This window comes from Bacillus sp. EU52 (genome assembly GCF_037964975.1).
Classification (GTDB): Bacteria; Bacillota; Bacilli; order Bacillales; family Bacillaceae; genus Bacillus; species Bacillus subtilis.
This window is the reverse complement of sequence record NZ_CP150177.1, coordinates 229,254-255,082: the sequence shown is the minus strand read 5'-3', so window position 1 is coordinate 255,082 and position 25,829 is coordinate 229,254. Positions and strand designations below refer to the sequence as shown.

General features: G+C 44.6%; 24 protein-coding genes and 1 pseudogene. 9 read left to right on the top strand and 16 right to left on the bottom strand.

Going from position 1 to position 25,829, the window contains the following annotated elements:
* Window positions 1–116 precede the first annotated feature (116 nt).
* A complete protein-coding gene (mmuM, locus tag NSU05_RS01420) occupies window positions 117–1,064 on the top strand; it encodes a homocysteine S-methyltransferase (protein WP_038428310.1) in 948 nt (315 codons plus the stop codon).
* Between the two features lie 119 nt (window positions 1,065–1,183).
* Window positions 1,184–2,596, top strand: a complete 1,413-nt coding sequence (gene mmuP / locus NSU05_RS01415) for an S-methylmethionine permease (protein WP_038428308.1) — start codon at window positions 1,184–1,186, stop codon at window positions 2,594–2,596.
* A gap of 36 nt (window positions 2,597–2,632) precedes the next feature.
* On the opposite strand, the gene NSU05_RS01410 is transcribed toward mmuP, so the two are convergent.
* From NSU05_RS01410 to gamR, 3 genes are all read right to left on the bottom strand, one after another.
* Window positions 2,633–3,703 carry a branched-chain amino acid aminotransferase gene (locus NSU05_RS01410; RefSeq protein WP_019712566.1) on the bottom strand — a complete coding sequence of 357 codons (1,071 nt, stop codon included), beginning with the start codon at window positions 3,701–3,703 and terminating at the stop codon, window positions 2,633–2,635.
* Window positions 3,704–3,912: 209 nt separating this feature from the next.
* Window positions 3,913–4,188 (bottom strand): DUF1648 domain-containing protein, encoded by a 276-nt coding sequence (locus NSU05_RS01405; protein ID WP_038428307.1) that lies wholly within the window; start codon window positions 4,186–4,188, stop codon window positions 3,913–3,915.
* A 33-nt stretch (window positions 4,189–4,221) separates the two neighbouring features.
* Window positions 4,222–4,929: a transcriptional regulator GamR gene (gene gamR / locus NSU05_RS01400; RefSeq protein ID WP_003234841.1), complete on the bottom strand. Its 708-nt coding sequence runs from the start codon at window positions 4,927–4,929 to the stop codon at window positions 4,222–4,224.
* A gap of 218 nt (window positions 4,930–5,147) precedes the next feature.
* Between gamR and nagB the strand changes: the two genes are divergently transcribed.
* The 3 genes from nagB (at window position 5,148) to gltP (ending at window position 9,202) form a co-directional block, all read left to right on the top strand.
* Window positions 5,148–5,897, top strand: coding sequence for a glucosamine-6-phosphate deaminase (nagB, locus tag NSU05_RS01395; protein ID WP_038428306.1), 750 nt, complete (start codon window positions 5,148–5,150; stop codon window positions 5,895–5,897).
* 20 nt (window positions 5,898–5,917) lie between these two features.
* Window positions 5,918–7,813: a glucose-specific PTS transporter subunit IIBC gene (ptsG, locus tag NSU05_RS01390; protein ID WP_015252925.1), complete on the top strand. Its 1,896-nt coding sequence runs from the start codon at window positions 5,918–5,920 to the stop codon at window positions 7,811–7,813.
* 144 nt (window positions 7,814–7,957) lie between these two features.
* Window positions 7,958–9,202 (top strand): glutamate-aspartate/proton symporter GltP, encoded by a 1,245-nt coding sequence (gene gltP, locus NSU05_RS01385; protein ID WP_003234847.1) that lies wholly within the window; start codon window positions 7,958–7,960, stop codon window positions 9,200–9,202.
* A gap of 35 nt (window positions 9,203–9,237) precedes the next feature.
* Here the strand turns inward: gltP and NSU05_RS01380 are convergent, their stop codons facing one another.
* The 11 genes and pseudogenes from NSU05_RS01380 to purT all read right to left on the bottom strand — a co-directional run bounded on the left by NSU05_RS01380 (window position 9,238) and on the right by purT (window position 18,849).
* Window positions 9,238–10,206: a rhodanese-related sulfurtransferase gene (locus NSU05_RS01380; RefSeq protein ID WP_003246287.1), complete on the bottom strand. Its 969-nt coding sequence runs from the start codon at window positions 10,204–10,206 to the stop codon at window positions 9,238–9,240.
* Window positions 10,207–10,405: 199 nt separating this feature from the next.
* Window positions 10,406–11,293 (bottom strand): AraC family transcriptional regulator, encoded by an 888-nt coding sequence (locus tag NSU05_RS01375; protein WP_003246240.1) that lies wholly within the window; start codon window positions 11,291–11,293, stop codon window positions 10,406–10,408.
* Between the two features lie 107 nt (window positions 11,294–11,400).
* A pseudogene (locus NSU05_RS01370) lies at window positions 11,401–12,741 on the bottom strand (erythromycin esterase family protein).
* 105 nt (window positions 12,742–12,846) lie between these two features.
* Window positions 12,847–13,125 (bottom strand): hypothetical protein, encoded by a 279-nt coding sequence (locus NSU05_RS01365; RefSeq protein WP_017694984.1) that lies wholly within the window; start codon window positions 13,123–13,125, stop codon window positions 12,847–12,849.
* 55 nt (window positions 13,126–13,180) lie between these two features.
* The gene (locus NSU05_RS01360; RefSeq protein ID WP_003234858.1) at window positions 13,181–13,972 is read right to left on the bottom strand and encodes a phosphatidylserine decarboxylase; all 792 of its coding nucleotides are present in this window, start codon (window positions 13,970–13,972) and stop codon (window positions 13,181–13,183) included.
* Window positions 13,965–14,453 carry a DedA family protein gene (locus NSU05_RS01355; RefSeq protein WP_003234861.1) on the bottom strand — a complete coding sequence of 163 codons (489 nt, stop codon included), beginning with the start codon at window positions 14,451–14,453 and terminating at the stop codon, window positions 13,965–13,967. Before NSU05_RS01355 ends, NSU05_RS01360 begins: the two co-directional genes overlap by 8 nt.
* Window positions 14,444–14,977, bottom strand: coding sequence for a CDP-diacylglycerol--serine O-phosphatidyltransferase (pssA, locus tag NSU05_RS01350; RefSeq protein WP_009966430.1), 534 nt, complete (start codon window positions 14,975–14,977; stop codon window positions 14,444–14,446). The genes NSU05_RS01355 and pssA overlap by 10 nt, the downstream gene beginning before the upstream one ends.
* A gap of 195 nt (window positions 14,978–15,172) precedes the next feature.
* On the bottom strand, window positions 15,173–16,063 hold the full coding sequence (gene cesB, locus NSU05_RS01345; RefSeq protein ID WP_038428304.1) for an enantioselective carboxylesterase CesB: 891 nt from the start codon (window positions 16,061–16,063) through the stop codon (window positions 15,173–15,175).
* 170 nt (window positions 16,064–16,233) lie between these two features.
* The gene (locus tag NSU05_RS01340) at window positions 16,234–16,632 is read right to left on the bottom strand and encodes a YbfJ family protein (protein ID WP_038428303.1); all 399 of its coding nucleotides are present in this window, start codon (window positions 16,630–16,632) and stop codon (window positions 16,234–16,236) included.
* Entirely contained in the window at window positions 16,595–17,536 is a 942-nt protein-coding gene (mpr, locus tag NSU05_RS01335; protein WP_003246370.1) for an extracellular metalloprotease Mpr, read from the bottom strand. Before mpr ends, NSU05_RS01340 begins: the two co-directional genes overlap by 38 nt.
* A gap of 143 nt (window positions 17,537–17,679) precedes the next feature.
* Window positions 17,680–18,849: a phosphoribosylglycinamide formyltransferase 2 gene (purT, locus tag NSU05_RS01330; protein WP_284690819.1), complete on the bottom strand. Its 1,170-nt coding sequence runs from the start codon at window positions 18,847–18,849 to the stop codon at window positions 17,680–17,682.
* A gap of 214 nt (window positions 18,850–19,063) precedes the next feature.
* Between purT and NSU05_RS01325 the strand changes: the two genes are divergently transcribed.
* From NSU05_RS01325 to NSU05_RS01310, 4 genes are all read left to right on the top strand, one after another.
* Window positions 19,064–19,891, top strand: coding sequence for an AraC family transcriptional regulator (locus NSU05_RS01325; protein ID WP_015382640.1), 828 nt, complete (start codon window positions 19,064–19,066; stop codon window positions 19,889–19,891).
* Entirely contained in the window at window positions 19,888–20,808 is a 921-nt protein-coding gene (locus tag NSU05_RS01320) for a DMT family transporter (protein ID WP_003234873.1), read from the top strand. Before NSU05_RS01325 ends, NSU05_RS01320 begins: the two co-directional genes overlap by 4 nt.
* Before the next feature lie 74 nt (window positions 20,809–20,882).
* Window positions 20,883–23,063 carry a glycoside hydrolase domain-containing protein gene (locus NSU05_RS01315; RefSeq protein WP_015252935.1) on the top strand — a complete coding sequence of 727 codons (2,181 nt, stop codon included), beginning with the start codon at window positions 20,883–20,885 and terminating at the stop codon, window positions 23,061–23,063.
* Window positions 23,064–23,127: 64 nt separating this feature from the next.
* Entirely contained in the window at window positions 23,128–23,556 is a 429-nt protein-coding gene (locus NSU05_RS01310; protein WP_029317250.1) for a hypothetical protein, read from the top strand.
* Window positions 23,557–23,590: 34 nt separating this feature from the next.
* Here the strand turns inward: NSU05_RS01310 and NSU05_RS01305 are convergent, their stop codons facing one another.
* The gene (locus NSU05_RS01305; RefSeq protein ID WP_003246425.1) at window positions 23,591–24,841 is read right to left on the bottom strand and encodes an MFS transporter; all 1,251 of its coding nucleotides are present in this window, start codon (window positions 24,839–24,841) and stop codon (window positions 23,591–23,593) included.
* Complete coding sequence (locus tag NSU05_RS01300; RefSeq protein ID WP_003246419.1) at window positions 24,838–25,755, bottom strand: helix-turn-helix domain-containing GNAT family N-acetyltransferase; 918 nt, start codon at window positions 25,753–25,755, stop codon at window positions 24,838–24,840. The genes NSU05_RS01305 and NSU05_RS01300 overlap by 4 nt, the downstream gene beginning before the upstream one ends.
* Window positions 25,756–25,829 lie beyond the last annotated feature (74 nt).

Here is a 25,829-nt window from a genome sequence, read left to right as displayed (position 1 = left end):
CAGACATATGGGCTGAACACCTTTCCCTTTTTGCGTTTATTGACAAACACGTAAGCCTCCATTACGATTTTCATATCTTTTTCAAAAAAATCTGAAAGAAGGCATCGGTACATTCTATGAATCCTATCCAACACATATTAGATACATACCCGCTTATTGTGCTAGACGGCGCCATGGCGACCGAGCTTGAACGCAAGGGCTGTGATTTGAACGACAGTCTGTGGTCGGCAAAAATCCTGATGGAAGAGCCGGAGCTGATTAAACAAGTTCATACTGATTATTTTGCGGCAGGCGCCGATTGTGCAATCACCGCCAGCTATCAGTCTACATTTGAAGGCTTTGCCGCACGCGGGCTGAGCGAAGCGGAAGCACGCCGGCTCATCGAGTTGTCCGTCAGCATCGCAGCTGAAGCACGCGATGAATTTTGGTCGCTTGAAGAGAACCGTTTGAATCGGCCAAAGCCGATCATTGCGGCTTCTGTAGGCCCTTATGGCGCTTATCTTGCAGACGGGTCTGAATATCGCGGCAACTACGCAATACCAGAAGATGAACTGATTGAATTTCATCGTCCCCGGATGAAGGCGCTGATTGAAGCCGGAGCTGATGTTTTGGCATGCGAAACGATTCCGTGTCTGACTGAAGCCAAAGCGATTGTTCAGCTGTTGAAGGAATTTCCTGAAACGTATGCGTGGATCAGCTTCAGTGCTAAAGACGGCTTGCATATCAGTGACGGAGCACCTGCAGCTGACTGCGCATCGTGGCTTGATGAACACCGCCAAATTGCAGCACTCGGCATCAACTGCACGCCGCTTCAGCATATCCCTTCCTTGATAGAGGAGTTAAAAAAGAACACGTCAAAACCGATCATTGTCTACCCGAATTCAGGTGAGCAATATGATCCGGAAACAAAAACGTGGAACGGCGCAGCATACGCAGAATCTTACGGGGCGAGCGCCCGCACCTGGCATGAAAAAGGGGCGAGACTGATTGGCGGCTGCTGCCGGACAAAACCCGAAGATATTCAAGAAATTGCGGCTTGGGCCCGCTCTTTAAAAACAACTTGACTTATCGGAATAGTTTGTATATTCTAACTTAAAGCCGGTTCGCCGGAGTCTCGTGTCACTTCCTGACATGAGATTTTTTATTAGGAGGAAATAAATCGCTGATAGAAAGTTGGAAAAAGATGAACTCTGCCCACAACAAGAATGAGACAAACTTTCAGAGAAGTATGAAAAGCCGGCACCTCTTTATGCTTTCCTTGGGAGGTGTCATCGGAACCGGGCTGTTTTTAAGCTCAGGTTATACCATTCAGCAAGCAGGCCCGGCCGGAACGATACTCGCCTACTTAGTCGGGGCCGGCATCGTCTATCTGGTCATGCTATGCCTCGGTGAGCTGTCAGTCGCCATGCCTGTGACCGGCGCCTTTCACACCTATGCAGCCAAATACATAGGGCCGGGCACCGGATTTACGGTTGCTTGGCTGTACTGGCTAACATGGACCGTGGCATTGGGATCAGAATTCACAGCAGCCGGCCTGTTAATGCAGCGCTGGTTCCCCCATACATCGGTTTGGATGTGGAGTGCCGTCTTTGCGCTGTTCATTTTCTTGCTTAACGCATTTTCGGTCAAGTTTTTCGCTGAATCAGAATTTTGGTTTTCCAGCATCAAAGTATTAGCCATTGTATTATTTATTCTTTTAGGCGGCTCTGCCATGTTCGGCATCATCCCGATCAAAGGCGGAGAAGCCGCTCCGATGCTGTCCAACTTCACCGCGGAAGGCGGGCTTTTTCCAAATGGATTTGTCCCGATTTTGATGACGATGCTTTCCGTCAATTTTGCCTTTTCGGGAACGGAACTAATCGGAATCGCAGCCGGTGAAAGCATTGATCCTGACAAGACGATACCAAAAGCGATTAAAACAACGGTCTGGCGTCTCTCACTCTTCTTTGTCGGAACAATTTTTGTGCTGTCAGGACTGATTCCGATTCAAGATGCAGGTGTCATCAAAAGCCCGTTTGTCGCTGTCTTTGACAGAGTCGGTGTACCATACGCAGCCGATATCATGAACTTTGTTATCCTGACAGCGATCCTGTCAGCGGCTAATTCCGGACTCTACGCTTCTTCCCGGATGCTGTGGTCTTTATCAAAAGAAAAAACGCTTCATCCGACATTTGCAAAGCTGACGTCAAAAGGAACCCCGTTTAACGCGCTGGTGTTCAGCATGATCGGCGGCATTCTGTCGTTGCTGTCCAGCGTATTTGCGCCAGACACTGTATACGTTGTGCTCGTGTCGATTTCCGGTTTTGCCGTCGTTGTCGTGTGGATGGGTATCGCTGCTTCTCAATTCATGTTTAGAAAACGTTATATCGAAGCGGGAAACAAGGTTACTGATTTGAAATACAGAACCCCTTTGTATCCGTTCGTGCCGATTGCTGCGTTCCTGTTATGCCTGGCTTCCGTTGTTGGCATTGCCTTTGATCCGAATCAAAGAATCGCACTCTATTGCGGCGTTCCATTTATGGCCATTTGCTATGCAATATATTATGTAAAAAACCGCAAAAGCCAGCCGGCTGCTGATATGACTCATTCAAAATAAAAAGAACCTGCCTCCGGGCAGGTTCTTTTTCGATTTTCACACTTCCACTGTCCAGTTAAACGGGCCTTTTACCTTGCCAAGCTGAATATCTGTTATCGTTTCATACAGCTTTTTCGAGAGGTCCCCGATTTGCCCGTCGCCTACAATCACCGTTTTTCCATGGATGTTGAGTTCACCGACAGGCGTAACGACTGCTGCCGTGCCTGTGCCGAAGACCTCTGTCAATTCTCCGCGTGCAGAGGCCGCATACACCTCATCAATCGATATTCTCTCTTCACGAACCGGAATGCCCCAGCTTCGAATCAATTCAATCGCAGACGCGCGTGTCACCCCGCTTAAAATGCTTCCGCTTAAAGCAGGTGTGACAGCTTCCCCGTTTATGACGAAAAAGATGTTCATGCTTCCCACTTCTTCCACATATTTCTTTTCGATGGCGTCCAGCCACAGTACCTGGTCATAGCCCAGTTCATTCGCTTTCCGCTGTGCCTGAAGACTGGCGGCATAGTTTCCAGCCGTTTTTGCAAACCCGACTCCTCCGTTGACCGCCCGCACATACTCATCTTCGACATAGATTCTAACCGGCTTCAGCTGATCGTCGCCATAATAGGAGCCGACAGGCGAAAGCACGATCATAAATGTATAGCTCCTGGATGCCTTCACACCGAGACTCGGTTCTGTGGCAATGACAAAAGGACGAATATACAGTGACGTTCCTTTTTTCTTTGGAACCCAATCTTTCTCCAGCTCAACTAATTGTGTCAATGCCTCAAGCACCAGCTCTTCGTCTAAAGGGGGCATGCTCATGCGCTCACACGATCTGTTCAGCCGTTTGATATTTTGATCCGGACGGAACAGGAGCACCCTGCCATCCTCTGTTCTGTATGCTTTTAATCCTTCAAAAACAGCCTGGCCGTAATGAAAAACAGATGAAGACGGATCGAGCGTAAGCGGTGCGTACGGTGCAATTCTTGGATGATGCCATCCAATTCCCTCTTCGTAGTCCATCACAAACATATAATCTGTAAAATATTGTCCAAACCCCAAGGAAGACGGGTCGGGCTTTTCCTTATAATATACAGTTTTTTCTCGTTCAATAAGCTTATTCAATCTAATCAGCACACCTTTCATATAATTGTTTAAATATTCAGTCTTTTTAAGGCTGCAAAAAACATACAGCCCTTCCTTTCATGATACGCCGCTCCACACCGATAAATTTCAGAATATTCTTTAGGATCATCAGCTATTATACACCACATTCATTGTCAGATGAAGCTGAAATTAAAGAAAAACAGCCAGTTTTATTCTGGCTGTTTGATTTAGACCGCTAAACAAAGGACGACAATGTGGCAAATCAGCAAAATATACACTGCGAATACAAATTGCCAATTGATCTTCCACGCCCATGCAAACACCACCATCAAAATAGGCAGCATCACAGTCCCCGCCAGCTTGTTAACCGTCAGATCCGGACTGTTCGCAACATCATAATGAATCGGCATCTGCGTCGGCAGAAAAGGGTAAAATACAATTGAAAGGATGAATGCAGCAATCACTGCTCCCCACAGCACTTTTCCATTCGTAAATAAAAACATAGAACCACCATTCCCTTCTTAAAACACATTGCTTTATGAATGATATGACTGTTCTACGGTGAATTTCGTTCGGTCTCCCCGGGTAATAATTTGCGCATATTCCACCACTTCTTCATTTTTATCATAGGTAAGGGATTCTGATAAAAACGCAGGCGCTCCGACATTGGTTAATAAGTGGCCGCTGATCGTTTCATCGGTTAAAATCGGTTCGATCGATTCCGTGCCCCTGCTGATTTCAATATTGTATTTTGTCCTTAACAACTCAAACAGCGAGCCGGTGCATTCCTCCTGCGCCAGCCCCGGTGCCGCCTTCCAGGGAATATATGAGGTATGATACTGCAAAGGTTCCCCCTCGGCGTATCTGACTCTGACAAGCTTGTTGACAGGTTCATTCTCTTTCATTTTCAAAAGCTCGGCAATGGAGTGATCGGCAGGAATCACCACAAGCTCAAGCACTTTTGATTCAGAACGAAGGCCTCTCATTTGTTCTGCAAAGCTCGTAATCTTATGCGGAATCGGCGTTTGTATTTTTGCCGCCGATACAAATGTCCCTTTTCCTTGAATTCTTTTAATATATCCCTCAAGCTCCAGCTGCTGAAGGGCCAGTCTCACAGTTGTTCTGCTGACATCATATTGTTCGCAAAACTCACTCTCCGTCGGCAGCTGATCATTCGCCTGATATTTGCCCGATTTAATCAACTCAATGATTTTAAACTTGATCACAGAATATAAAGCTGTCATTTCATTCTCCCCATTCTGTATGCAATCCGTTCTTTTTCATTGAGACCATAATACCATTTGCCATCCCAATATGAAAGATTTGTATCCTTCTTTTATAACAAATTTTCAGAAATTAATATTGACAGTTTGATAAGGGCGGTGCTAAATTCGTAATGACAAGTATCATAAATTGGTCATAACAAATATGGTGCTTGTCTATCTCTTTGAGGGGGTGTCACATGAAGATTCTAATCGCCGAGCACTACGAAGAACTCTGTAAGTTAAGCGCTGCCATTATTAAAGAACAAATACAAGCTAAGAAAGATACCGTTCTCGGCCTGGCAACAGGAAGCACACCGGTCGGCTTGTATAAGCAGTTGATTTCAGACTATCAGGCAGGCGAAATTGATTTTTCAAAGGTTACTACATTTAATTTGGATGAATACGCTGGTCTCTCTCCATCTCATCCGCAAAGTTATAACCACTTTATGCATGAGCATCTATTTCAGCATATCAATATGCAGCCTGATCATATTCATATCCCGCAAGGAGACAACCCGCAGCTTGAGGCGGAATGCAAAGTATACGAGGATCTCATCCGCCAGGCGGGAGGCATTGATGTCCAAATTCTCGGCATCGGCGCCAATGGCCATATCGGTTTTAATGAACCGGGATCTGATTTTGAAGACCGGACACGTGTTGTGAAGCTCTCGGAAAGCACGATACAGGCAAATGCCAGATTCTTCGGCGGCGATCCGGTGCTGGTTCCGAGACTCGCGATTTCAATGGGCATTAAAACCATCATGGAATTCAGCAAACATATTGTGCTTTTAGCAAGCGGCGAGGAAAAAGCAGACGCTATTCAAAAGATGGCTGAATGTCCTGTCACGACAGATGTACCAGCCTCTATTCTTCAAAAACACAATCATGTAACCGTTATCGCCGATTATAAAGCAGCTCAAAAATTAAAGAGTGCATCATTCTCATAACACAATAAAAGGAGACTGTCATGTTTAAAAAGGCATTTCAAATTCTGCAGCAGCTTGGCCGCGCGTTGATGACTCCGGTTGCCGTCCTGCCGGCAGCAGGTCTTTTGCTCCGTTTCGGAGACAAGGATTTACTGAACATCCCTATTATAAAGGATGCGGGCGGCGTTGTATTCGATAATCTCCCGCTGATTTTCGCCGTGGGGGTCGCGATCGGATTAGCCGGCGGAGAAGGTGTAGCCGGACTTGCAGCTGTCATCGGATACTTAATTTTAACCGTCACCCTCGACAATATGGGAAAATTACTCGGCCTTCAGCCTCCGTATGAAGGAGCCGAGCACCTGATTGATATGGGGGTTTTCGGAGGAATCATTATCGGGCTTCTCGCCGCCTATTTATATAAGCGATTTTCATCAATCGAGCTGCATCCGGTCCTTGGATTTTTCTCTGGAAAACGCTTTGTCCCGATTATTACTTCCGTCAGTTCATTGGTGATCGGCGTCATTTTCTCATTCGTTTGGCCGCTAATCCAAAACGGAATTAACGCAGCCAGCAGTTTAATTGCCGATTCAACAGTCGGCCTGTTCTTTTATGCAACGATCTATCGTTTGCTGATTCCTTTTGGCCTGCATCATATTTTTTATACGCCTTTCTATTTTATGATGGGAGAATACACAGACCCATCAACAGGCAACACCGTAACCGGAGACCTGACAAGGTTTTTCGCGGGAGACCCGACAGCCGGGCGCTTTATGATGGGGGATTTCCCTTACATGATTTTCTGTCTGCCGGCAGTTGCTCTTGCCATTATCCATACCGCGCGTCCGGAAAAGAAAAAAATGATCTCCGGCGTGATGATTTCTGCGGCGCTCACATCTATGCTGACCGGAATTACAGAGCCGGTTGAGTTTTCTTTCTTGTTCGTTGCGCCCGTGCTCTATTTGATTAACTCTATTCTTGCCGGCGTCATCTTTGTCGTTTGTGATTTATTCCATGTCCGCCACGGCTATACGTTCTCAGGCGGCGGAATTGACTACGTCTTGAACTACGGACTGTCTACAAACGGCTGGGTTGTCATTCCTGTCGGGATCGTGTTTGCTTTCATTTATTATTATTTGTTCCGATTTGCGATTCTGAAATGGAATTTGAAAACGCCCGGCCGTGAGACAGATGAAGACGGTCAGAATGAGGAGAAAGCTCCAGTTGCAAAAGACCAACTTGCCTTTCACGTGTTGCAGGCCTTGGGCGGACAGCAAAATATCGCTAACCTGGATGCGTGTATCACAAGGCTTCGTGTGACCGTTCATCAGCCAAGTCAAGTCAGAAAGGATGAATTAAAACGGCTTGGTGCAGTAGGCGTGCTGGAGGTCAACAACAACTTCCAGGCAATATTCGGAACCAAGTCCGATGCCTTAAAAGACGACATCAAAACAATCATGGCCGGAGGCGTCCCTGCCACCGCCGCCACGCTGGACACGGTAACTGACAAACCGCAGAAGCCCGATTCCGGTGAGACCTTTTTTTATCCGATTAAAGGAGAAACAGTCTCTTTAGGGGATGTGCCTGATCAAGTCTTTTCAGAAAAAATGATGGGCGAGGGATTTGCGATTATACCATCAGAAGGAAAAGTCGTTGCACCTGCGGACGGCGAGATCGTCTCGATTTTTCCGACAAAACACGCCATCGGCTTTATGAGCGCCGGCGGCACTGAAATCCTGATTCATGTCGGCATCGATACCGTCAAACTGAATGGGGAAGGCTTTGAAGCACATGTCACAAGCGGACAAGCCGTCAAACAAGGCGAACTGCTTCTCACCTTTGATCTCAATTACATCAAGCAGCATGCCGCTTCAGCCATAACACCGGTTATTTTCACAAATACCTCTGAAGAAGATCTAAAGCACATTCAAATGAAGTAAAAAAGTCCCCCCTGCTGCGGGGGACTTTTTCGCCAACATAATGAAAGCGCTGTCAAAATAAAATAACTTGAAAAAAGGTGTTTGCATTTGAATCACGAATGATATGAATATGCCTACATTCTATCGTTCTAAAGGGGGATTCATTTGAAAAAATTAATCGCGTTTCAAATTTTAATCGCTTTGGCTGTCGGTGCGGTGATCGGCCACTTTTTTCCTGATTTCGGGATGGCACTGAGGCCTGTCGGAGATGGATTTATCCGCCTGATTAAAATGATTGTTGTGCCGATTGTATTTTCTACCATTGTCATTGGAGCAGCAGGAAGCGGAAGCATGAAAAAAATGGGCAGTCTCGGCATCAAGACGATCATTTGGTTCGAAGTGATTACAACGTTGGTATTAGGGCTTGGACTTTTATTAGCGAATGTCTTAAAACCAGGTGTCGGGCTTGACCTCTCCCATTTGGCAAAAAAAGATATCCATGAACTTTCCGGCTACACAGACAAAGTTGTTGATTTCAAGCAAATGATCCTGGATATTATCCCTACAAACATTATTGATGTCATGGCCAGAAATGATTTGCTTGCCGTTATTTTCTTCGCCATTTTATTTGGTGTCGCCGCCGCTGGTATCGGCAAAGCTTCTGAACCAGTGATGAAGTTCTTTGAATCTACCGCTCAGATTATGTTCAAGCTCACACAAATCGTCATGGTCACTGCTCCTATCGGCGTGTTAGCCCTGATGGCAGCTTCTGTAGGCCAATACGGCATTGAACTCCTCCTCCCTATGTTTAAGCTGGTTGGCACCGTATTCCTTGGCCTGTTCCTGATCCTCTTTGTCCTCTTTCCGCTTGTCGGTCTCATCTTTCAGATTAAGTATTTCGAAGTATTGAAAATGATATGGGATCTGTTTTTAATTGCATTTTCCACCACCAGCACTGAAACCATTCTCCCTCAGCTGATGGATAGAATGGAGAAATACGGCTGTCCCAAACGAGTGGTATCATTTGTCGTTCCCTCCGGCTTGTCATTGAACTGTGACGGCTCCAGCTTATATTTATCAGTTTCTTGTATCTTTCTCGCACAGGCCTTTCAAGTAGACATGACATTGTCCCAGCAGCTGCTCATGATGCTTGTGCTTGTGATGACCAGTAAAGGCATTGCAGCTGTACCCTCAGGATCGCTTGTAGTTCTTCTGGCGACTGCCAATGCTGTAGGACTGCCGGCTGAAGGCGTTGCCATTATCGCGGGTGTTGACCGCGTCATGGACATGGCGAGAACGGGCGTGAACGTACCGGGACATGCGATCGCCTGTATCGTGGTATCAAAATGGGAAAAGGCCTTCCGCCAAAAAGAATGGGTTTCCGCAAACAGCCAAACTGAAAGCATATAGAAAAAAAGAACACCTCAATACGAGGTGTTCTTTTTTTATTCAGCAGCAGCGTGATCTTCTGTTTCAATCGCTGCCAGTCTTGCGTTTACTTCTTCTTCTGTCATATTATGCTCTTTCACATACAGGTTTCTTGGGTTCGTGCGGCATTCGTGGCTGCAGCTGCGCATATATTTATACTCATTTTCCGGTGTGCATATCATTTTTTTATTGCAAGATGGATTTGCGCAGTTCACATAACGCTCACACGGTTCTCCTGTAAAGTAGTCCTTGCCGACAATCACATGCTCGACACGGTTGACAGGCACGCTGATTCTTTCATCAAATACGTAGCACTGGCCGTCCCAAAGCTTGCCTTGCACCTCTGGATCTTTTCCGTATGTCACGATTCCGCCGTCAAGCTGTGCTACATCTTCAAAGCCTTGCTTCACCAGCCATCCTGAGAACTTTTCACAGCGTACGCCGCCTGTACAGTACGTTAAAATCTTTTTGCCTTCAAGCATATCTTTGTGTTCTTCGATCCATTCAGGTAATTCGCGGAAGGCTTCGATGTCAGGACGGACCGCACCTCTGAAATGGCCAAGGTCATACTCGTAATCGTTACGCGCGTCGATGACAATTGTGTTTGGATCCTGCATCTTCTCATAAAATTCTGCAGGCTTCAAATGCTGGCCTGTTGTTTCGTTCGGATCGACATCATCTTCAAGACGAAGCGTTACAAGCTCTTTTTTATGGCGGACGAAGATTTTTTTGAAGGCATGGCCTTCTGCTTCATCAATTTTAAATACCATGTCCGCAAAACGAGGATCAGCTTTCATTGTTTCCATATATTTTTCAGTCTGTTCAACCGTACCTGATACCGTACCGTTAATTCCTTCAGAAGAAACAAGGATACGGCCTAACAAACCAAGCTCCTTACAAAAAGCCAGATGCTGCTCTCTAAACGCCTCTGGATCTTCAATCGGAACATATTTATAGTAAAGTAATACTCTGTATTGTTTTTCCATGTTTTAAACACCCTGTTCAATTATAGTTAGTTGCTATGCACACTCTTACTATATCATACAGGAAAATGCCGCAAAGATGAACAGATCCGCCCAGACTGATAAAAATATCCAAGCTCTTACAAACCTAAGCGGCACAAGGGTTTATTAAAAACAAATAGTATTTTCCATTAACTTACTAGTAAAAGTAGTTGTCTGAAAACTATTTTTGTAGTTCCTCTTCAAAAGATAAATTTACCGGTTCATCTAAAAGTTCTCCCGGCATTTCAAGGTTTGTTGAAGGAACGCTCTCATCTACCTCTTCAAAAACAACATGATCCATCCACACCTGACCCGGCCCAGATAATTGAACGCCAAAAGATATCACAGCGCTATTTTCTGGGACATCTAAAACGATAGCATAATGATTCCAATTGGTTGTTCCGGTAATAGGTCTGTTGCTCATATTATCAAATTGGAGAACATCATCAGCAGCACTGTCAACCCGCATCCAAAGTGAGGCAAAATGCTGCACCCCCTTTGTTTTGATAAAACTTGATAGACGAAGCCTTTTTCCTAGATAGCGATCTGCTTTGAATTGCTGCATCATCGTCGCAAATTCACCGATATCCTGCACCATCGTTGACTTTAAATACCCTGAAGCTTTTCCCTGATGTACATTTTCCCGGTCAATCCCCATTTCGAATTGGAACGGATGGCTCCCGCTCAATACCCAGCCTTTCATTTTTTTCTCCATGTAAGATTCCTCCTTTTTTGAAGTAAAGCGTTTCATAAATGTTCGGTATGCTCCTGGCGGCATGTGATACATCTTTTTGAACGTCCTCGTAAATGCTTCTTGAGATTCAAACTGATAATACAAAGCAATATCGATAATACGATGATCTGTATAAAGCAAAGCTGCCGCCGCATTCGCAAGACGTCTTAACCGAATATAAGAAGCAACCGACATGCCGACTTCTTTTTGAAAAATCCGATGAAAATGGAATTTTGAAAAGCTTGAAACGTTAACAATATCCTCGTTTGATATTTGCTCATGTAAATGTGATTCAATCCAATTGATTGTTTTCTGGACAGCTTTTTCATAATACATTGCACGCTCCAATCTCCTTTCTGTTTTAGAATAATGGATCACGGATTATATGTTTTGATTATTTTTGCGATATGTAAAAATCCCCTGTTTACCACAGGGGACACCGCTCACTTGATAATGACAGATGGTGTGATATGCTCCAGCCAAATGACACCGTCATATTGTTCCTTAAGGATCAGCTGCTCTTCTGTGAATCCCCAATAGAGTGCTGTGCGGGGGGTATACATCCACGAAGTGCCTTTCTTGTTTTTTGTATGGAGAAAATCAACAAAAACAGCCGGTCGGTCCGCCGCTTTCAGCAAAGCTTCAAGGCTCCCAGACGGCGGCGGGCTTGTAACCGGCTTAACAGTCTTATTATCGGAGCTATCAAGACTCGCACCTGAGTAAGCATAAATGCCAATCGTATATGTTTGTTTTTTCAGCCGCTCCGGCAAATAATCACCCATGTTAGGGCCATTTAGCTGTACCCAGTCCTTTATCATCTTCGTATTCTGTTTGCGTAGATGGTAATTGTGGCCCCAGACAATGATTTTCTTTTTCGGATAAAGGGTGTCAGCTACCCACTGAAATTGTTCAGCCATCATGCGGTCTCTCATAAAGAATGAAAAATCCTCAATATTCTCCGGATACTCCTCTAGTTTTTCTTTCATTTCTTCCAGCATATACGTTTCCATTACGTCAATTCTCAGCTGAAGGAATGCATAAACATCTCATAAGCTTTCGGCTCTTTTGGAAGGTTTTCTTTTAGCTCTGAAGCATGTGTTTTAGTGAACTTGATCAGCTTCTGATAGTTTTTCACAAGCTTTTCCTTCTTTTGCGAAAATTCATCAAACGTATTGCTGTCTGTCACTAATGTTGAAAAATTATTTTCTGATTGGGAGAGCAACTCTGCTTTCTCAGGGTCCACCGCTTTTACCCAATGAGTCGCAGCATCATTGAATGAATTCTTCATGCTTTGAATATCAAAACCGGTAAGGATCAGCGGATCGCCTTTCTCTTTTTGCTCTTTCATGTAATCAAACAATTCAACGACATCTTCTGTGTGCCATACAGCGTAAATGGAGTTTTTCATCGTGCTTTTAGGGGTTAATTGGTCCATATTAAGGTAGAATGCATTTGTATCAGGGAAGCCAGACTCAAAGGCCAATACATCGTATCCCAGCTCTTCGTGGAGGTATTTGATCATTCTGACCTTTGTGGCATTGATTTCGCCAGCGCCATGTGTCGTTTCTCCTAACTGAACGATTCGTTTTCCTTTCAGCACCTTCTTCAGAAAGTGAAGGTCTTTGTTTGAAGCATTGGAAGCATCCAGTGGCTGTGCATGTCGTTCAATCCAGTGATCCCAATATTTTTCTTCAGAAGCAGCACGGGCGGAGTCTAAAAAAAAAAGAAAACGCCAGACAGACAATCAGCAGCGGCAGAGTCATTCTCACTATCATTCGTTTCAATTCTATCTCTCCTTTTCTGCTAGGTTCTCTAGTCATTACGAGATAGATATAGAAAAAGTTTCCTTTTCCTGCCAACAAAAAAAAGCTTCTCTGTTGAAAGAAGCTTTAGCTGGATTCTCTCATCACCTGATGAAAGTAAAACCGATACGTATTTTGTAAAAATGTCTCAACCGGAAGCTGCACATCCGCTTGGTATTTGCTGATGATGAATGGAAACCGCTCGATTCCTTTTTCGCGTAAATTGTTCGCTTGTTCATCATCTATTGCCTTCTCTTGCAAAACCGCTTCAACGATCGGCCAGCACACTTCTCGCACTTGCCGCAGGACGGCTTCATCTCCGGTGTTCTGATAATCTGTAATCCAGCTGATGATTTGTTTCTCCATGAATCTCACCTTTCTTCAAAAAAAAGAGGCGCTGCGTTTATGCAAGCTCCTCTTTTTACTCTTCATAACCTATCAGTTCTCCGACTTGAACTTCTTGGCCTTCTGCTAAATGGGCGGACGGCTGGAACGCGTCTTTTTCAAAAATCAAAATGACGGTTGAGCCAAATGAAAAGTATCCCAGCTCTTCGCCGATCTCCAATTCAGCACGGGTGCTCGTCTGCACGATAGAATTAATATTCATCGCGCCGACAGGAATCATCAGGACATTTCGGCTTCCGCTATTCAGCTCGTACACAAACCGGTAATTTTTCGACAGCACATCTTTCCCGTATTTTAAGCCTAGTTGATTTACCGGGTATGAGCGATTTCCGAGCTCGGCCAGCTTTTGATACCTGCAGCTGATCGGAGAATGGAAACGGTGATAATGCCTCGGGCTTAGATACAGCACGACGAAGTAACCGCCATTGTATTGATGGTCTGCGCTTTTACAGCCGGTCAGCTCAGCGAATGAGTAATCTTTTCCCTTCACCGTAAAGGTTTGATTCGGGTTGATGATTCCTACCGTCTGAACTACACCATCAACAGGGCTGACCACCGCATGCGCCTCTTTTGACACAGGGCGCCGCTCCAGATTTATTTGTCGAATGAACAATTCGGACAGCGATCCGTAATCAGCAGCCGTACCGTCCACATCATCCCAATTCAGCCGAAAATGTTTTGAGAAAAGCGGAATGACCGGTTTGCTGATTTTTGACTCGCAAAATCCTTTAATCAGATAGGATGACAGACGATGATTCGTCAGCTCTATCAATGATCGATACAGAATCTTTACAGCCGTATTAAACATGAATAATCCCTATAACCCTTCCGATTGTAATAAAAACAAAGCACCATAAAAAGGCGCCGATTGCCGCAAACGCAACATACGTTTTCAGATCCATTTTGCCGATCCCCGAAAAGTAGCACGTCACATGTCTGACGCCGGGAATAAAATAACCTAAAATAAGAGAATATGGACCGTATTTCTTCATCCATTTTTCCACTTTCATCATTCTCTTTTCTTTTAAGCCGACCCACTTGCCGTACTTGTCGATAAACGGGCGTCCGGCTTTTCTGCCAATCATGTAGCTGATCAGCATACCTAACAAAGCCCCGACAAAACTGATCAATATCGAAAGCTCATAATTCAACACATCGGTATGCGTGAAATAGCCAACAACGGTCATCATTACTTCATCTGGAATCGGCAATCCTACAATCCCTAATACCAACATCAAAAAAATAGCGAGATAACCGTAATCCGCTATGAGCTGCTGAACTAATTCCATCTCCCGGACTCCAGGTTTTCTGCCGCATGTTTTTTAAAATGAGGGAATTTTATTTTACTCACCATCAAATATGAGAGTCCGCAAGTGCCGATTGCCAGAAGGATCGGGTTATAGGTGAAGCTTAAAATAACGAGACACATGCCCGCAAACGGAATCGGCATACCGATAAATGTCGGGAGCTTGCTTTGTTCAATGTTAAATTTAGAGAGGCGAAGCATTCCGCAAATGCTGTACGTCAATGCGCATAAGATCCCGATAAATGGCAGGGTATACAACGCGACACTGTAAGCAAGCATAGAAGGAGCCACCCCAAACGTAACCAGATCGGCAAACGAATCCAGTTCTCTCCCCATATCAGAAACGGCATTCAGCTTACGAGCAGCCATCCCGTCAAAGAAATCAAGGAACATGCCTGTAAAAATAAAAAGCACTGCTGAATGAATGTTGTGATATAGCAAGGAATGAATCGCCAGCAATCCGCAAATGAAGTTTCCTATCGTAATCATACAGGGGATGTAATTCACAGTGTAACCAAACCTCCAATTGTAAAACCATCTATATTATTTGACGATAGTGATCGAATAGCGTTACAGGAAAAATTTTTCTCCAATAAGCATGATAACATAGAATGCTCCCAAAAAAAGCAGCATTCAAATTCTATTATTATACAACATTTGTTACCTTTTGAAAAATGAATGCCAATCTTTTCATGTTCCTTACTATTTTATCCCCCCGCATAAAAAGGACAAGACGCGTTGATTGACGTACTCTGGCTGCTCCAGAGATAACAGATGTCCGGCGTTCTTTACGATTTCAGCCTGAATTCCCGGCACCAATACCGAAGCCCGCTCAAAGGCCATTTGCTGATGGTACATGACCTCGTGCTCACCGAACATCAGCAGTACCGGGACTTGTATCGATTTCAATTCCTGGTCTGTGAACACGTACGGAAAGCCGTTTTCTGTCGGCTTCAGGCTCCTTTGCTCATCCTGCCATTCCACGCCCGCCACAATTTGTCTTTGCAGTAAAGGATGCAGATCATAACTGTTGCCTGTGATCCACTTGATATATGATTCAGCTCCTTTTTCCCCTGTAAGCTCTGCAGCGTATTTATAGACATCCGGATGAAATGAAATAAACGCTTCAGCGGGACTCATAACAACCGCCCGCTCTACTCTTTCAGGCGCGCGGAGTAAGAAATTCACGATATGGGACCCGCCAAGCGAAAGGCCGGCCAGGTGTGCCGTCTCAAGTCCAAGAGAATCAAAGACATCTTTCATCCATTCTGCAAAATCAGCTCTCGTTTCCATGGCTGCTGATGGTATACTTTTATTTTTGTCTCCTATTATATCGACCGCATATGTACGAAATTGACGGCTCAACGCCGCGATATTCGGATACCACATCGCAGAGCTGAAAAGGCCCCCGTGAAGCAAAATGAGCGAAGGTGCGTCCTTTGGCCCACTTGCAATGATATGTGTTTTTCCAAAACGAGTAGAAACATAGAATGCTTCCGACTCAATCGGCCACAAAGAAAGGCTTTGATCATATGCCTGGTAAAAGCGCAGACCACTTTCAACCGCGGCAAACTGCATTGAATCTTGTATCATTTTCTTCTTTTTCCTCCGGGTTTGATTGATATAAAATAAAGGATAACGCCCCTTTTGTCTCGTAAGAAAAAATACCTATTTCTTATTATCTCACATAATAAATTTCCAGTATATAGTTTGGTTTCCTGCAATAAATAAAAAAGGCAGTTCCCTTAAAATCAAGGAAACTGCTATTCTTTGAAGACTAATGGAATGGCATGATCTTTCATATCCTCTGTTAACGAGATGTGATGGGTTACTGATGTTTCACCCTTCGTCAACGCGACTGAGTAATCGCCTTTTCTGCCGGTATCCCATTTGATATCTCCGTTTTTGTCTGTTTTACCGAGTATCTCGCCAATCTCTGTACTCGGCTCCTCATCTGAAGAGGGCGCTTTGACAATCGTCACTTGAACCCCTTCGACCGGCAGCCCCTTAGCATCCTCCACATGAAGAGTGACAGGAATAGTCGTTTCTTTTTGAGAAGAATGCGTCTGCGAACTGCACCCGCATAAAAACAAAATAGACATGAATATGGCTAATTTGCTGTATTTATTGATTTGCCCAATATTGAATATTGTTGAATACATCGTTCGTCACCCTTGTTCCCAAGTTATATGACGATCCTCCGTTCGTGTGAATGGCAATAGCTGTCTGCCCTGTATCACTGTAGTTTCGATAAACAGGCGAGCCGCTTTGGCAGCCGTACGTATCGGTTGTATAGGTCAGCTTATACGTTTCAGCGGAGCGAATCGGCTTTGTATCAGACCACATCGTGCCAAAGGTTTTGTCACACGGGAATCCTGTCACTGACGAGGAAAGGCCCACGGGACTGCTGCTGTTTGTAGTCCGGTAGCCGTACCAGCCAACCGTGTTTCCAGGAGAACCGTTTAATTTAATAGCTCCGTAATCATAATTAGTGTCTTTGCTTTCCGTCCATCCTTTGACGGAGTAAAACATCGTGCCTGAATAAGTACCGTACGGATATGACGAACCATTGCGGCCCGGCGCGGCGGTTATCGTCGAAGCCCATCCATGATCCTGGCTGTACACACAATGTCCAGCCGTGACGACTGTATTTGGATTGACTAAAAATCCGGTACATCCATAAGTGCTTGAAGTGTTGGGATACTTGATTGACAGTTGAACAGTTGCTCTATATGGAAAAGATGTCGTGCTGGAGATTCTGGTGCGTTCATCAGTTCCGATAATGCTCGAAGGCTGTAAGGTTTGAATATTTTTCTCCAGTTCCGTTTGGCCGCCGTATAACGATTTACTTGTTTTTCCGGTTCCCTCATAAGGGGCGGAAACCTGATCTGCTTTTGACGTTTGGTTTTTCGTAGCATCAGCTTCTTTACCGGTATTCGATACAGAAGTTTGCGGGTTCTCTGCCGCTTTTGCCGGTACGCCAAAAGATACCGCTGCTGCCAAAGCCAAACACAAAACCGTTAAGTAAGCGAACCATTGTTTTCTGAATCTTGGAACTAATTTCATTTTGTCATCTCCCTCCTTTAGTGTCAACCACCCGTATTGATGGAAGACTTTTACATTATAATCAGGTTTCTGATTCTTATGATAAAACTTTTATGGAGGAAGAAAAAAACAGGCCTTGTCCCATGACAAGGCCTGCTCAAACTCTATTTTATCGTTAGCTGGTCCAACGCTTTCTTAGCATTCTCTCTTGCCGTTTCAACTGTATCAGCAGCAGAAAGCGCAACTGCCATACGACGTCCGGCTTTCGTTATCGGCTTTCCAAAGACGCGCACTTGAGTCTTTGGGACTGCCAGTGCGTTTTCCAATCCTTCAACAGTGTAATCCGCTAATTCTTCCGGCGCTTTGAGGGGCCTGCTGGCGCCAGGAGAAAGCTGTGTGATTTCTGTAATCGGAAAGCCGAGAATCGCCCGGACATGCAGCGCAAATTCTGACAAATTTTGCGTCACCAGCGTGACAAGACCCGTATCATGCGGACGAGGAGATACCTCACTGAAATATACCCTATCTTTCGCAAGGAACAGCTCAACACCAAACAGGCCGTATCCGCCAAGCTCATCCGTGATCGTTTTTGCAATATGCTTCGCTTCTTCTATTTGCTGCTCTGTCATATCATGCGGCTGCCATGATTCGATATAATCCCCGTCCTTTTGCACATGACCGATCGGCTCGCAAAATGCCGTACCGTTAACCGCACGTACGGTTAAGAGTGTGATTTCTGATTCGAATGGGATAAACTCCTCAACGATCACGCGGCCGTTTTTCACCCGTCCGCCTTCCATCGCCGTCTCCCAGCAGCTCTCTAAATCCGCTTCAGAGCGGCAGATACTTTGGCCTTTTCCAGAAGAACTCATCAATGGTTTAACGACACAAGGAAAACCAATCTGTGCTGCCGCTTGTATAAATTCATCATATGTATTCGCAAATTCATAGCCAGCCGTCGCAAGTCCAAGCGTTTCCGCCGCAAGCCGTCTGATGCCTTCCCGATCCATCGTCAGCTTGGCCGCACGGGCATTCGGGATGACGTGAAATCCTTCCTCTTCAAGCTTCAGCAATTCATCCGTCGCGATCGCCTCCACCTCAGGCACAATCAAATCCGGCTTTTCTTTCTCAATAATGGTTCTGATCTGCTCTGGGTCCAGCATATCAACGACATAACTGTTATGCGCGACCTGCATCGCCGGAGCATGCTCGTAACTGTCAACTGCCACCGTCTGTACCCCAAGACGCTGGGCTTCAATCACTACCTCTTTACCTAATTCACCTGAACCTAACAATAAAACCTTCTTTGATTGATACATCTTTGCCCCTCCTATCTGTTCCAAACCATTATAACTGAAATATTTGAAAAATAAATTTTTATTAAAAAAGATAAACTTATTATTGGGGGTAAAATCTTTTAAATTCTTAAACGAAAGCAGACCAATAACGGTCTGCTTTCTCTATTCCTAAACAGCAACATCATACAAGAAATCCCCCAAAATCATGCTACACTTAATCCAAGACCACCACACCGACAGGAGGCATCCCATGCAAAACGAAACCCGCACACTGCAGCTTGACCCACACCTTCATATAGAAGCCTACCGCTTCAAGGGAATTATGCAAAAGTTCCCGAACCACTTTCACGATTATTATGTGATTGGATTTATTGAAAAAGGGCAACGGTATCTGGCCTGCCAGGATCAAGAATATATCATCAATCCAGGTGATCTTCTCCTCTTTAACCCCCGTGACACGCATAGCTGTGAACAGATTGACGGCCGGACGCTTGATTATCGGTGTATCAATGTCATGCCGGATATCATGGAGAAGGCGGTGAAAGAGATTACTGGCGCCGGGCATCTCCCTTATTTCTCCCAGCATGTGTTATTCCGCCATGAGCTGACAGCCAGCCTGCAGGAATTGCATATTTTGATATCCGAGGAAAAACAAGCTTTGCGTAAGGAGGAGCTGTTTCTTCATCTATTAGAAGAGCTGATCCGCCATTATTCAGATGTCACGTTCCTTAGCAGCGTTCCAGAACCATCAGACGAAGTCAAAATGGTTTGTGAATTTTTAGAAGAGCATTATGCCGAAAATGTCACACTCAATGATTTGAGTGAATTAACAGGCTGGAGCAAGTATCATTTATTGCGTTCATTTACAAAACAAAAAGGCATTACCCCTAATAGCTACATGGAAACAATCCGGATTAATCAAGCCAAAAAACTCCTTGAACAAGGGGTAAGGCCGATTGATGCGGCATTTCAGACAGGATTCAGCGATCAGAGTCATATGACGAAGTTTTTTAAACGGCAGGTGGGGCTGACGCCGAAGCAATACATGAAGATTTTTGAAAAGGAGCTTCACAGATGAACATACAAAGAGAAACTTCGGGGCATATCGCAGCCATTGTGACCATTCTGATTTGGGGGACGACCTTTATTTCGACAAAAGTTCTGCTGGCTGACTTCTCTCCAATGGAAATATTATTTTATCGGTTTTTGATGGGCTTTATCGCTCTTATCCTCGTCCGTCCCAACATGATTCCGTTCAGAAATTGGCGGCAGGAGCTGTTGTTTGCCGGAGCTGGTTTATTTGGCGTAACCTTATACTTTCTATTAGAAAATATAGCTCTCACCTATACATACGCCTCCAATGTCGGCATGATCGTGTCCATTATACCGATGATCACTGCGGTTTTGGCCCATTTTCTGCTCGAAGGCGAAAAATTGCGTCTGACTTTTTTGATTGGATTTATCTCGGCACTGATCGGGCTTTTATTGATTACGTTTAACGGCAATGTGGTACTGCGTCTAAATCCGCTCGGAGACATCATGGCAGCCGGGGCTGCTCTCGTGTTTGGCGGATACTCGATATTCATGAAAAAATTAAGCGCCTACGAATACCACATCATCGAGCTGACACAGAGAGTATTTTTGTATGGTTTATTGTTTATGGTTCCCGCTTTATTTTTGTTCGACTTCCATTTTGACCTAAGCCGATTTTCATCTGCTTCAAATATACTCAACATGCTTTTCTTAGGGATTGGCGCTTCTGCCCTGTGCTTCGCCACTTGGAATTATTCAGTTGGCGTGCTCGGAGCCGTCAAATCCAGTGCGTATATTTACATGGTCCCGGTTATCACGATCGCCGCTTCTGTCCTGATTCTGCACGAAAACATGACATGGATCGCTCTTCTAGGAGGCGCGCTTACACTTTTAGGCCTCTACATTTCAGAGCTGAAACCGAAAGCGAAGCTGTTGGAGAACGGATGTAAAATGGATGCTTAACGGCATCCATTTTTTTATTTTGTCCTACGTTTGCCACCTATAAATGAACGCAATCTAACAAAGGAGGAATCGAAATGGTTGATGAAATGGTCTTAATCACACAGCAATGGCTGAACGATACGTACAGCGGCAAACATGGGTATAACCCAGTTGAAGAAAGCGGGAAAACTGGGTGGGATACGATCTACGGTCTGACTCGGGCGCTTCAAATTGAATTGGGTATCTCAGAGCCAGCCGATAACTTCGGGCCGACAACACAGCGCTTATTTAAGCCTCTTAAACGCCAAGCTCCAGATTCAAAACCAAGCAACATGAATTTTATTTTACAAGGGGCTTTATGGTGTAAAGGCTTTAATCCCGGCGGTTTTACAGGCGTCTTTTACGAAAAAACAGAAAATGCGGTAAAAGAATTTCAAAAAGCTGCCGGACTGACAACACAGGATGGGATTGTCACCACGTTAATTATGAAAGCCTTATTAGACATGAGCGCTTTTAAGCTGGTGTCTGGGGGTGATTCAAGAATTCGCCAGATTCAACAAAACTTAAATCGAGACTACAATGACTATATCGGGTTAATGCCTTGTGACGGACTGTATGGCCGCGATACAAATAAAGCTCTTATTTATGCCCTGCAAAAAGAAGAAGGCATGAGCACAAGTGTTGCCAATGGATTTTTCGGAAACGGCACCACAAGTTTGTGCCCTACTTTAACTCCCGGCGATTCAAGAACAGGATTTGTCTTAATTGTTCAGTACGCCCTCTATTGTAACGGAAAATCGTTCGATCCTGGTGAGTTTGACGGCAAATATGGTGTGGGTGTTGTTTCAGCTGTTAAAGCATTTCAAGAGTTCATGTGCCTGCCGCAAACAGGTTATGCAGATATGCCAACCATTAAAGCTTTATTATCAAGCTCAGGAGACACAACTCGCGCCGCTTCTGCTTGTGACACTGCTACAATTATAACCGCAGAAAAAGCTCAAACACTGCGGAATAACGGTTATAAAACGGTTGGCAGATATTTGACCGGAAATGTGCGGACAAGCAGCGGCCTCACATCTAAAGCCCTGACATCTAAAGAGCTTGCAGTTATTCTTGATGCCGGATTGAAGGTTTTCCCAATTTATCAAGACGGCGGCTATGAATCTTCTTATTTTGTCAAAGACCAAGGCACAAGAGATGCATATAGTGCCGCTTCTGCTGCTAGAAGATTAGGTTTTCCGTCAGGCACGACCATTTATTTCGCTGTCGATTTTGATGCATACGATTATGAAGTGACCGATAAAATCATTCCTTATTTCCAAGAGATTAAGTCAGCATTTACAAAAATGCAGACATTTTCAACCGCACCTAAGTATGAAATAGGGGTTTACGGACCAAGAAACATTTGTATCCGTACATCTGAAGCAGGACTGACAAAGTATAGTTTTGTGGCAAATATGTCAACAGGATTTAGCGGCAATCTCGGCTATCCGATGCCAAACAACTGGGCCTTTGATCAATTTTATGAAGGAACCATCGGAAGCGGTTCTGGAAGCATCGGGATTGATAAAGACGGATTTTCAGGAAGAGACTCAGGTGCAAGCAATGTAAATCCGCCGTCTGATCCGGTATATGATGCAAGGCTGCGTACACTGACAGACATTTTATCTACCATTCCGGCTTTAGAAAATCTAACAAGTTTGGCAAACGCGATGTTTGAATTTGATACGACAGAAACCATTTTCACATCACCTGAGTTGGATATTATTCTATCAACTTCACTTCTGGCAACCATACCAAGTGAAGGTTCACCAAACACAATTACCATTACAAATGGTAAACCAGGTGCCTATATCACGGGTTTATTGGGCGACACTCAAACGTCTCTCACTGCGTCACAAATCGACTCTTATCAAAACCTTTTAAATAGTCTGAGCTTATCAGTACGCAACGGTTATTTGGAGGTTTATGTAAATCCAACAGCTGAATCTTTAAATATTCAAATTAAAATCTATACACCTGATATTCCAGTCGGTGACAATATCACAACTGGACTAACGACTACGATTACGTTTAAAATAAAACAGAAGCACTTTACTTTACCAGATACTGAGGAAGTATACTCACCAGATTGGGATACTATTGTCAACAACATGCTTGTGGTAGGTACAGGTATCTTAATTGTTGCTGGTATTGGTGCATTAGTATTAACGGTAGGTCCTGAAATGGGAGCTGCTGCAGTACTCTTCCGTACATTTTTAGCACTTTTTAAATAATATTGTTTCTCCATGAGTCCTGTAGGGATTCATGGAGTTCTTCTTAAAAAAGGGGGGATACTGTATGAAAAGTAATATACATAAATATCAGGAGATCACAAAAAAAATAGAAACTGACTTGTACCCTATCAGTCAAAACGATAATGATTTACTTTCGTACCTAATGAAACAAGACTCTTTCACACTTAACCAAATGAAATTGTGTTTAATTGAACCACAGCTCACATTCAAACACACTGTCAAAATCGTATTTACAGTAACATTAATAACGTTATATATTTATTTTTTCAGTTCTCATTATAATGATTTAATAGAAATGGGTGTACAAATGTTTTTTGTGTTAATTGGCCTAATATGGGTATTTGGTGTTTACCCATTTTCAAGAAAAGTTCAAATTTCTGAACGCTTCAAACAAAAATCCGAAAACGCCCGCATAGTCGGTATGATCGACTTCGTATTAGAACAAAAATACAAAAAAAGCATCTCTGAATAATCTCGAAATCAGAGATGCTTTCCCTTTGTCCTCATCACTTGTCTACCACAGCCGCACTGTCACGCGTAACCGCAGCTGGCTCCCTCAGCATCACATTCATTACGCTCGCAAGCACGAGCATTCCAATCGACAAATAAAAAGCCAGTGTATACTCACCCGTTACCGTGTAGATGACGCCGGGCACATACGCACCTAGTGCCGATCCGATCTGATGGGCGAGTGACAGCCAGCCAATCATGAGGCCGATCGAGTAGTTTTGAAAGTACTGGGTGGCGAGCATTTGAGTCGGTGCTACCGTTGCAAAGTCCACTAATCCAAACAGAATCGCAAAGGCTAAAAGCAAGTAGGGCTCGTGGCTGTAAATAAGAATCACGATCGACAGCGCCCGCACCGCATATAAAATGCACAGGATTTTCCGGCTGCTCCACCGGTCCGCTACAATTCCGGACAGCAAGATCCCAGCAATATTAAAGCCTGCTAGCAGACTGACAGCAGCACTCGTGACTGTCGTTGAAAAGCCATGATCATGAGAAAACGGAATCAAATGGGTATCCATCAGCCCCACGGTCGTAAATCCACAGATCAAAAACGGAAAAATCAAGAACCAGAATTGCCTCATACGAAACATCCCGGCCACTGAAAGAGCTGTTGTTTTGGGTGCTGTTTCTTTTTCTGATGCAGCCAGTCCGCCTATCGGCTCTGTATTCTTTTCTGAAGGATTGTTCCGCAGCATCAGCAGCGCAGCCGGAAAGACAATCACGATTAACAGCAGTCCCAACACCACAACCGTCAGCTTCCAGCTAAACCAATGGATCAACATGAGTGAGCCGGGAACGAGAAGCATTTGCCCCGCGCCAAAGCCTGCTTCCATGATCCCAAAGGCTAGTCCCCGCTTTTTGCTGAACCAATTGACGACCAATACACTTGCCGCCACATTCGATGCTCCGCCCACTCCAAGCGAGACACCCAGCCCGTAAAGCAAAAACAGCTGCCAAGGCGAAGTCACAAGGTATGTTAAGAAAATGCTGACTCCTGTCAGTAACGCACTCCATGCCAAAACAGCCCGGGCACCCCATTTGTCCACAAGCCGACCGATCACAGGCTGTGATATGCCATAAACAATAAAACTCACCGTCGAAATCAGCGAGATGGTGCTTCTATCGATTGAAAACTGCCGTTCCCACGGCTCCACAAACGCACCAAACGACAGCCGCACCCCCTGAACCGCCAATAAGATCAAAAAGGTGACGGAGACGATGATCCACGCATAATGCAGTCTTTTCATGACAGCTCCAAATCCCACCGTTCTTCTGTCAGCTGCTGTCCCCATAATGGCGCTTCTTGTTTTACTTCACTTATCCTGAATCCAAATTTTTTATAGAGCGGACGAGCCTCAGCCATCGTGCTCACCGTCCAAAGGAAAATGCGGTCAAACTTCATGTCTTGGCAGTATGCAACCAGATGCTCCAGCAATTGCGTGCCAAGCCCCCTGCCCCGAAAATCCGCATCAACCAGAAACCATCTGAGCTGGACTGTCTTTTCATCGTGCTTGACCAACCCGACAGAGCCGGCAAATTTCCCGCCGCTTTCCGCAATCCATATTTTTTCGATGTCAGCGTCAAATGTCTCCTGAAGATAAGCTAAAAACGTGTCATCCCAACCGTGAGCCTCCGCGTAAAATTGTCTTTGTTTCTCAATAAGGAGTTGAAGATCCTCCGAAAGAAAATAATCTCTAATCGATATCTCTGATGCTCTGGCAGAAAGCGACTGTGAAAGGATCGCTTCAATCTCTGCCATCGCCTCGGCAAGCTTGTGCTGCTCCTTTTGGTTGATTACCTTCAGCATCAGTTCTACTTGTTCGTTGGCTTTCTCCTCCAGCTTTTTATAAATCGTTTTTCCTGTTTCTGTGACAAAAATGTAATGGTGGCGGGCGTCATCTTTGCTCCTCTGTTTATAAATCAAATCTTCTTTTTCAAACTGCTTCACAATCCTGCTGACATATCCCCGGTCAAGCCCCAGCTTATCCTGAAGAGCTTTTGCCGTACAATTAGGCGTATTATAAATCTCAAATAAAATCCGTGTTTCTGTTAAGGAAAACGGGCTGTCGTAAATGTGCTCATTAAGGAAACCAAGGACGTTTGTATAAAATCGATTGAACTTTCTGAATTTTAACCCGACAGATGATTCTCTTGTTTTCAAATCAATTCCCACTTTCTAATATCGTTGACTAAAGCAATTATAATCACATATAGTTGCTTTAGTCAACGATATGT

Excerpts from the sequence above, each read along its gene's own strand:
- mmuM (WP_038428310.1), top strand. The coding sequence starts at position 117 with ATGAATCCTATCCAACACATATTAGATACATACCCGCTTATTGTGCTA.
- mmuP (WP_038428308.1), top strand. The coding sequence starts at position 1,184 with ATGAACTCTGCCCACAACAAGAATGAGACAAACTTTCAGAGAAGTATG.
- NSU05_RS01405 (WP_038428307.1), bottom strand. The coding sequence starts at position 4,188 with ATGTTTTTATTTACGAATGGAAAAGTGCTGTGGGGAGCAGTGATTGCT.
- gamR (WP_003234841.1), bottom strand. The coding sequence starts at position 4,929 with ATGACAGCTTTATATTCTGTGATCAAGTTTAAAATCATTGAGTTGATT.
- nagB (WP_038428306.1), top strand. The coding sequence starts at position 5,148 with ATGAAGATTCTAATCGCCGAGCACTACGAAGAACTCTGTAAGTTAAGC.
- ptsG (WP_015252925.1), top strand. The coding sequence starts at position 5,918 with ATGTTTAAAAAGGCATTTCAAATTCTGCAGCAGCTTGGCCGCGCGTTG.
- NSU05_RS01380 (WP_003246287.1), bottom strand. The coding sequence starts at position 10,206 with ATGGAAAAACAATACAGAGTATTACTTTACTATAAATATGTTCCGATT.
- NSU05_RS01375 (WP_003246240.1), bottom strand. The coding sequence starts at position 11,293 with ATGTATTATGAAAAAGCTGTCCAGAAAACAATCAATTGGATTGAATCA.
- NSU05_RS01365 (WP_017694984.1), bottom strand. The coding sequence starts at position 13,125 with ATGGAGAAACAAATCATCAGCTGGATTACAGATTATCAGAACACCGGA.
- NSU05_RS01360 (WP_003234858.1), bottom strand. The coding sequence starts at position 13,972 with ATGTTTAATACGGCTGTAAAGATTCTGTATCGATCATTGATAGAGCTG.
- NSU05_RS01355 (WP_003234861.1), bottom strand. The coding sequence starts at position 14,453 with ATGGAATTAGTTCAGCAGCTCATAGCGGATTACGGTTATCTCGCTATT.
- cesB (WP_038428304.1), bottom strand. The coding sequence starts at position 16,063 with ATGATACAAGATTCAATGCAGTTTGCCGCGGTTGAAAGTGGTCTGCGC.
- NSU05_RS01340 (WP_038428303.1), bottom strand. The coding sequence starts at position 16,632 with ATGTATTCAACAATATTCAATATTGGGCAAATCAATAAATACAGCAAA.
- mpr (WP_003246370.1), bottom strand. The coding sequence starts at position 17,536 with ATGAAATTAGTTCCAAGATTCAGAAAACAATGGTTCGCTTACTTAACG.
- NSU05_RS01325 (WP_015382640.1), top strand. The coding sequence starts at position 19,064 with ATGCAAAACGAAACCCGCACACTGCAGCTTGACCCACACCTTCATATA.
- NSU05_RS01320 (WP_003234873.1), top strand. The coding sequence starts at position 19,888 with ATGAACATACAAAGAGAAACTTCGGGGCATATCGCAGCCATTGTGACC.
- NSU05_RS01315 (WP_015252935.1), top strand. The coding sequence starts at position 20,883 with ATGGTTGATGAAATGGTCTTAATCACACAGCAATGGCTGAACGATACG.
- NSU05_RS01310 (WP_029317250.1), top strand. The coding sequence starts at position 23,128 with ATGAAAAGTAATATACATAAATATCAGGAGATCACAAAAAAAATAGAA.
- NSU05_RS01305 (WP_003246425.1), bottom strand. The coding sequence starts at position 24,841 with ATGAAAAGACTGCATTATGCGTGGATCATCGTCTCCGTCACCTTTTTG.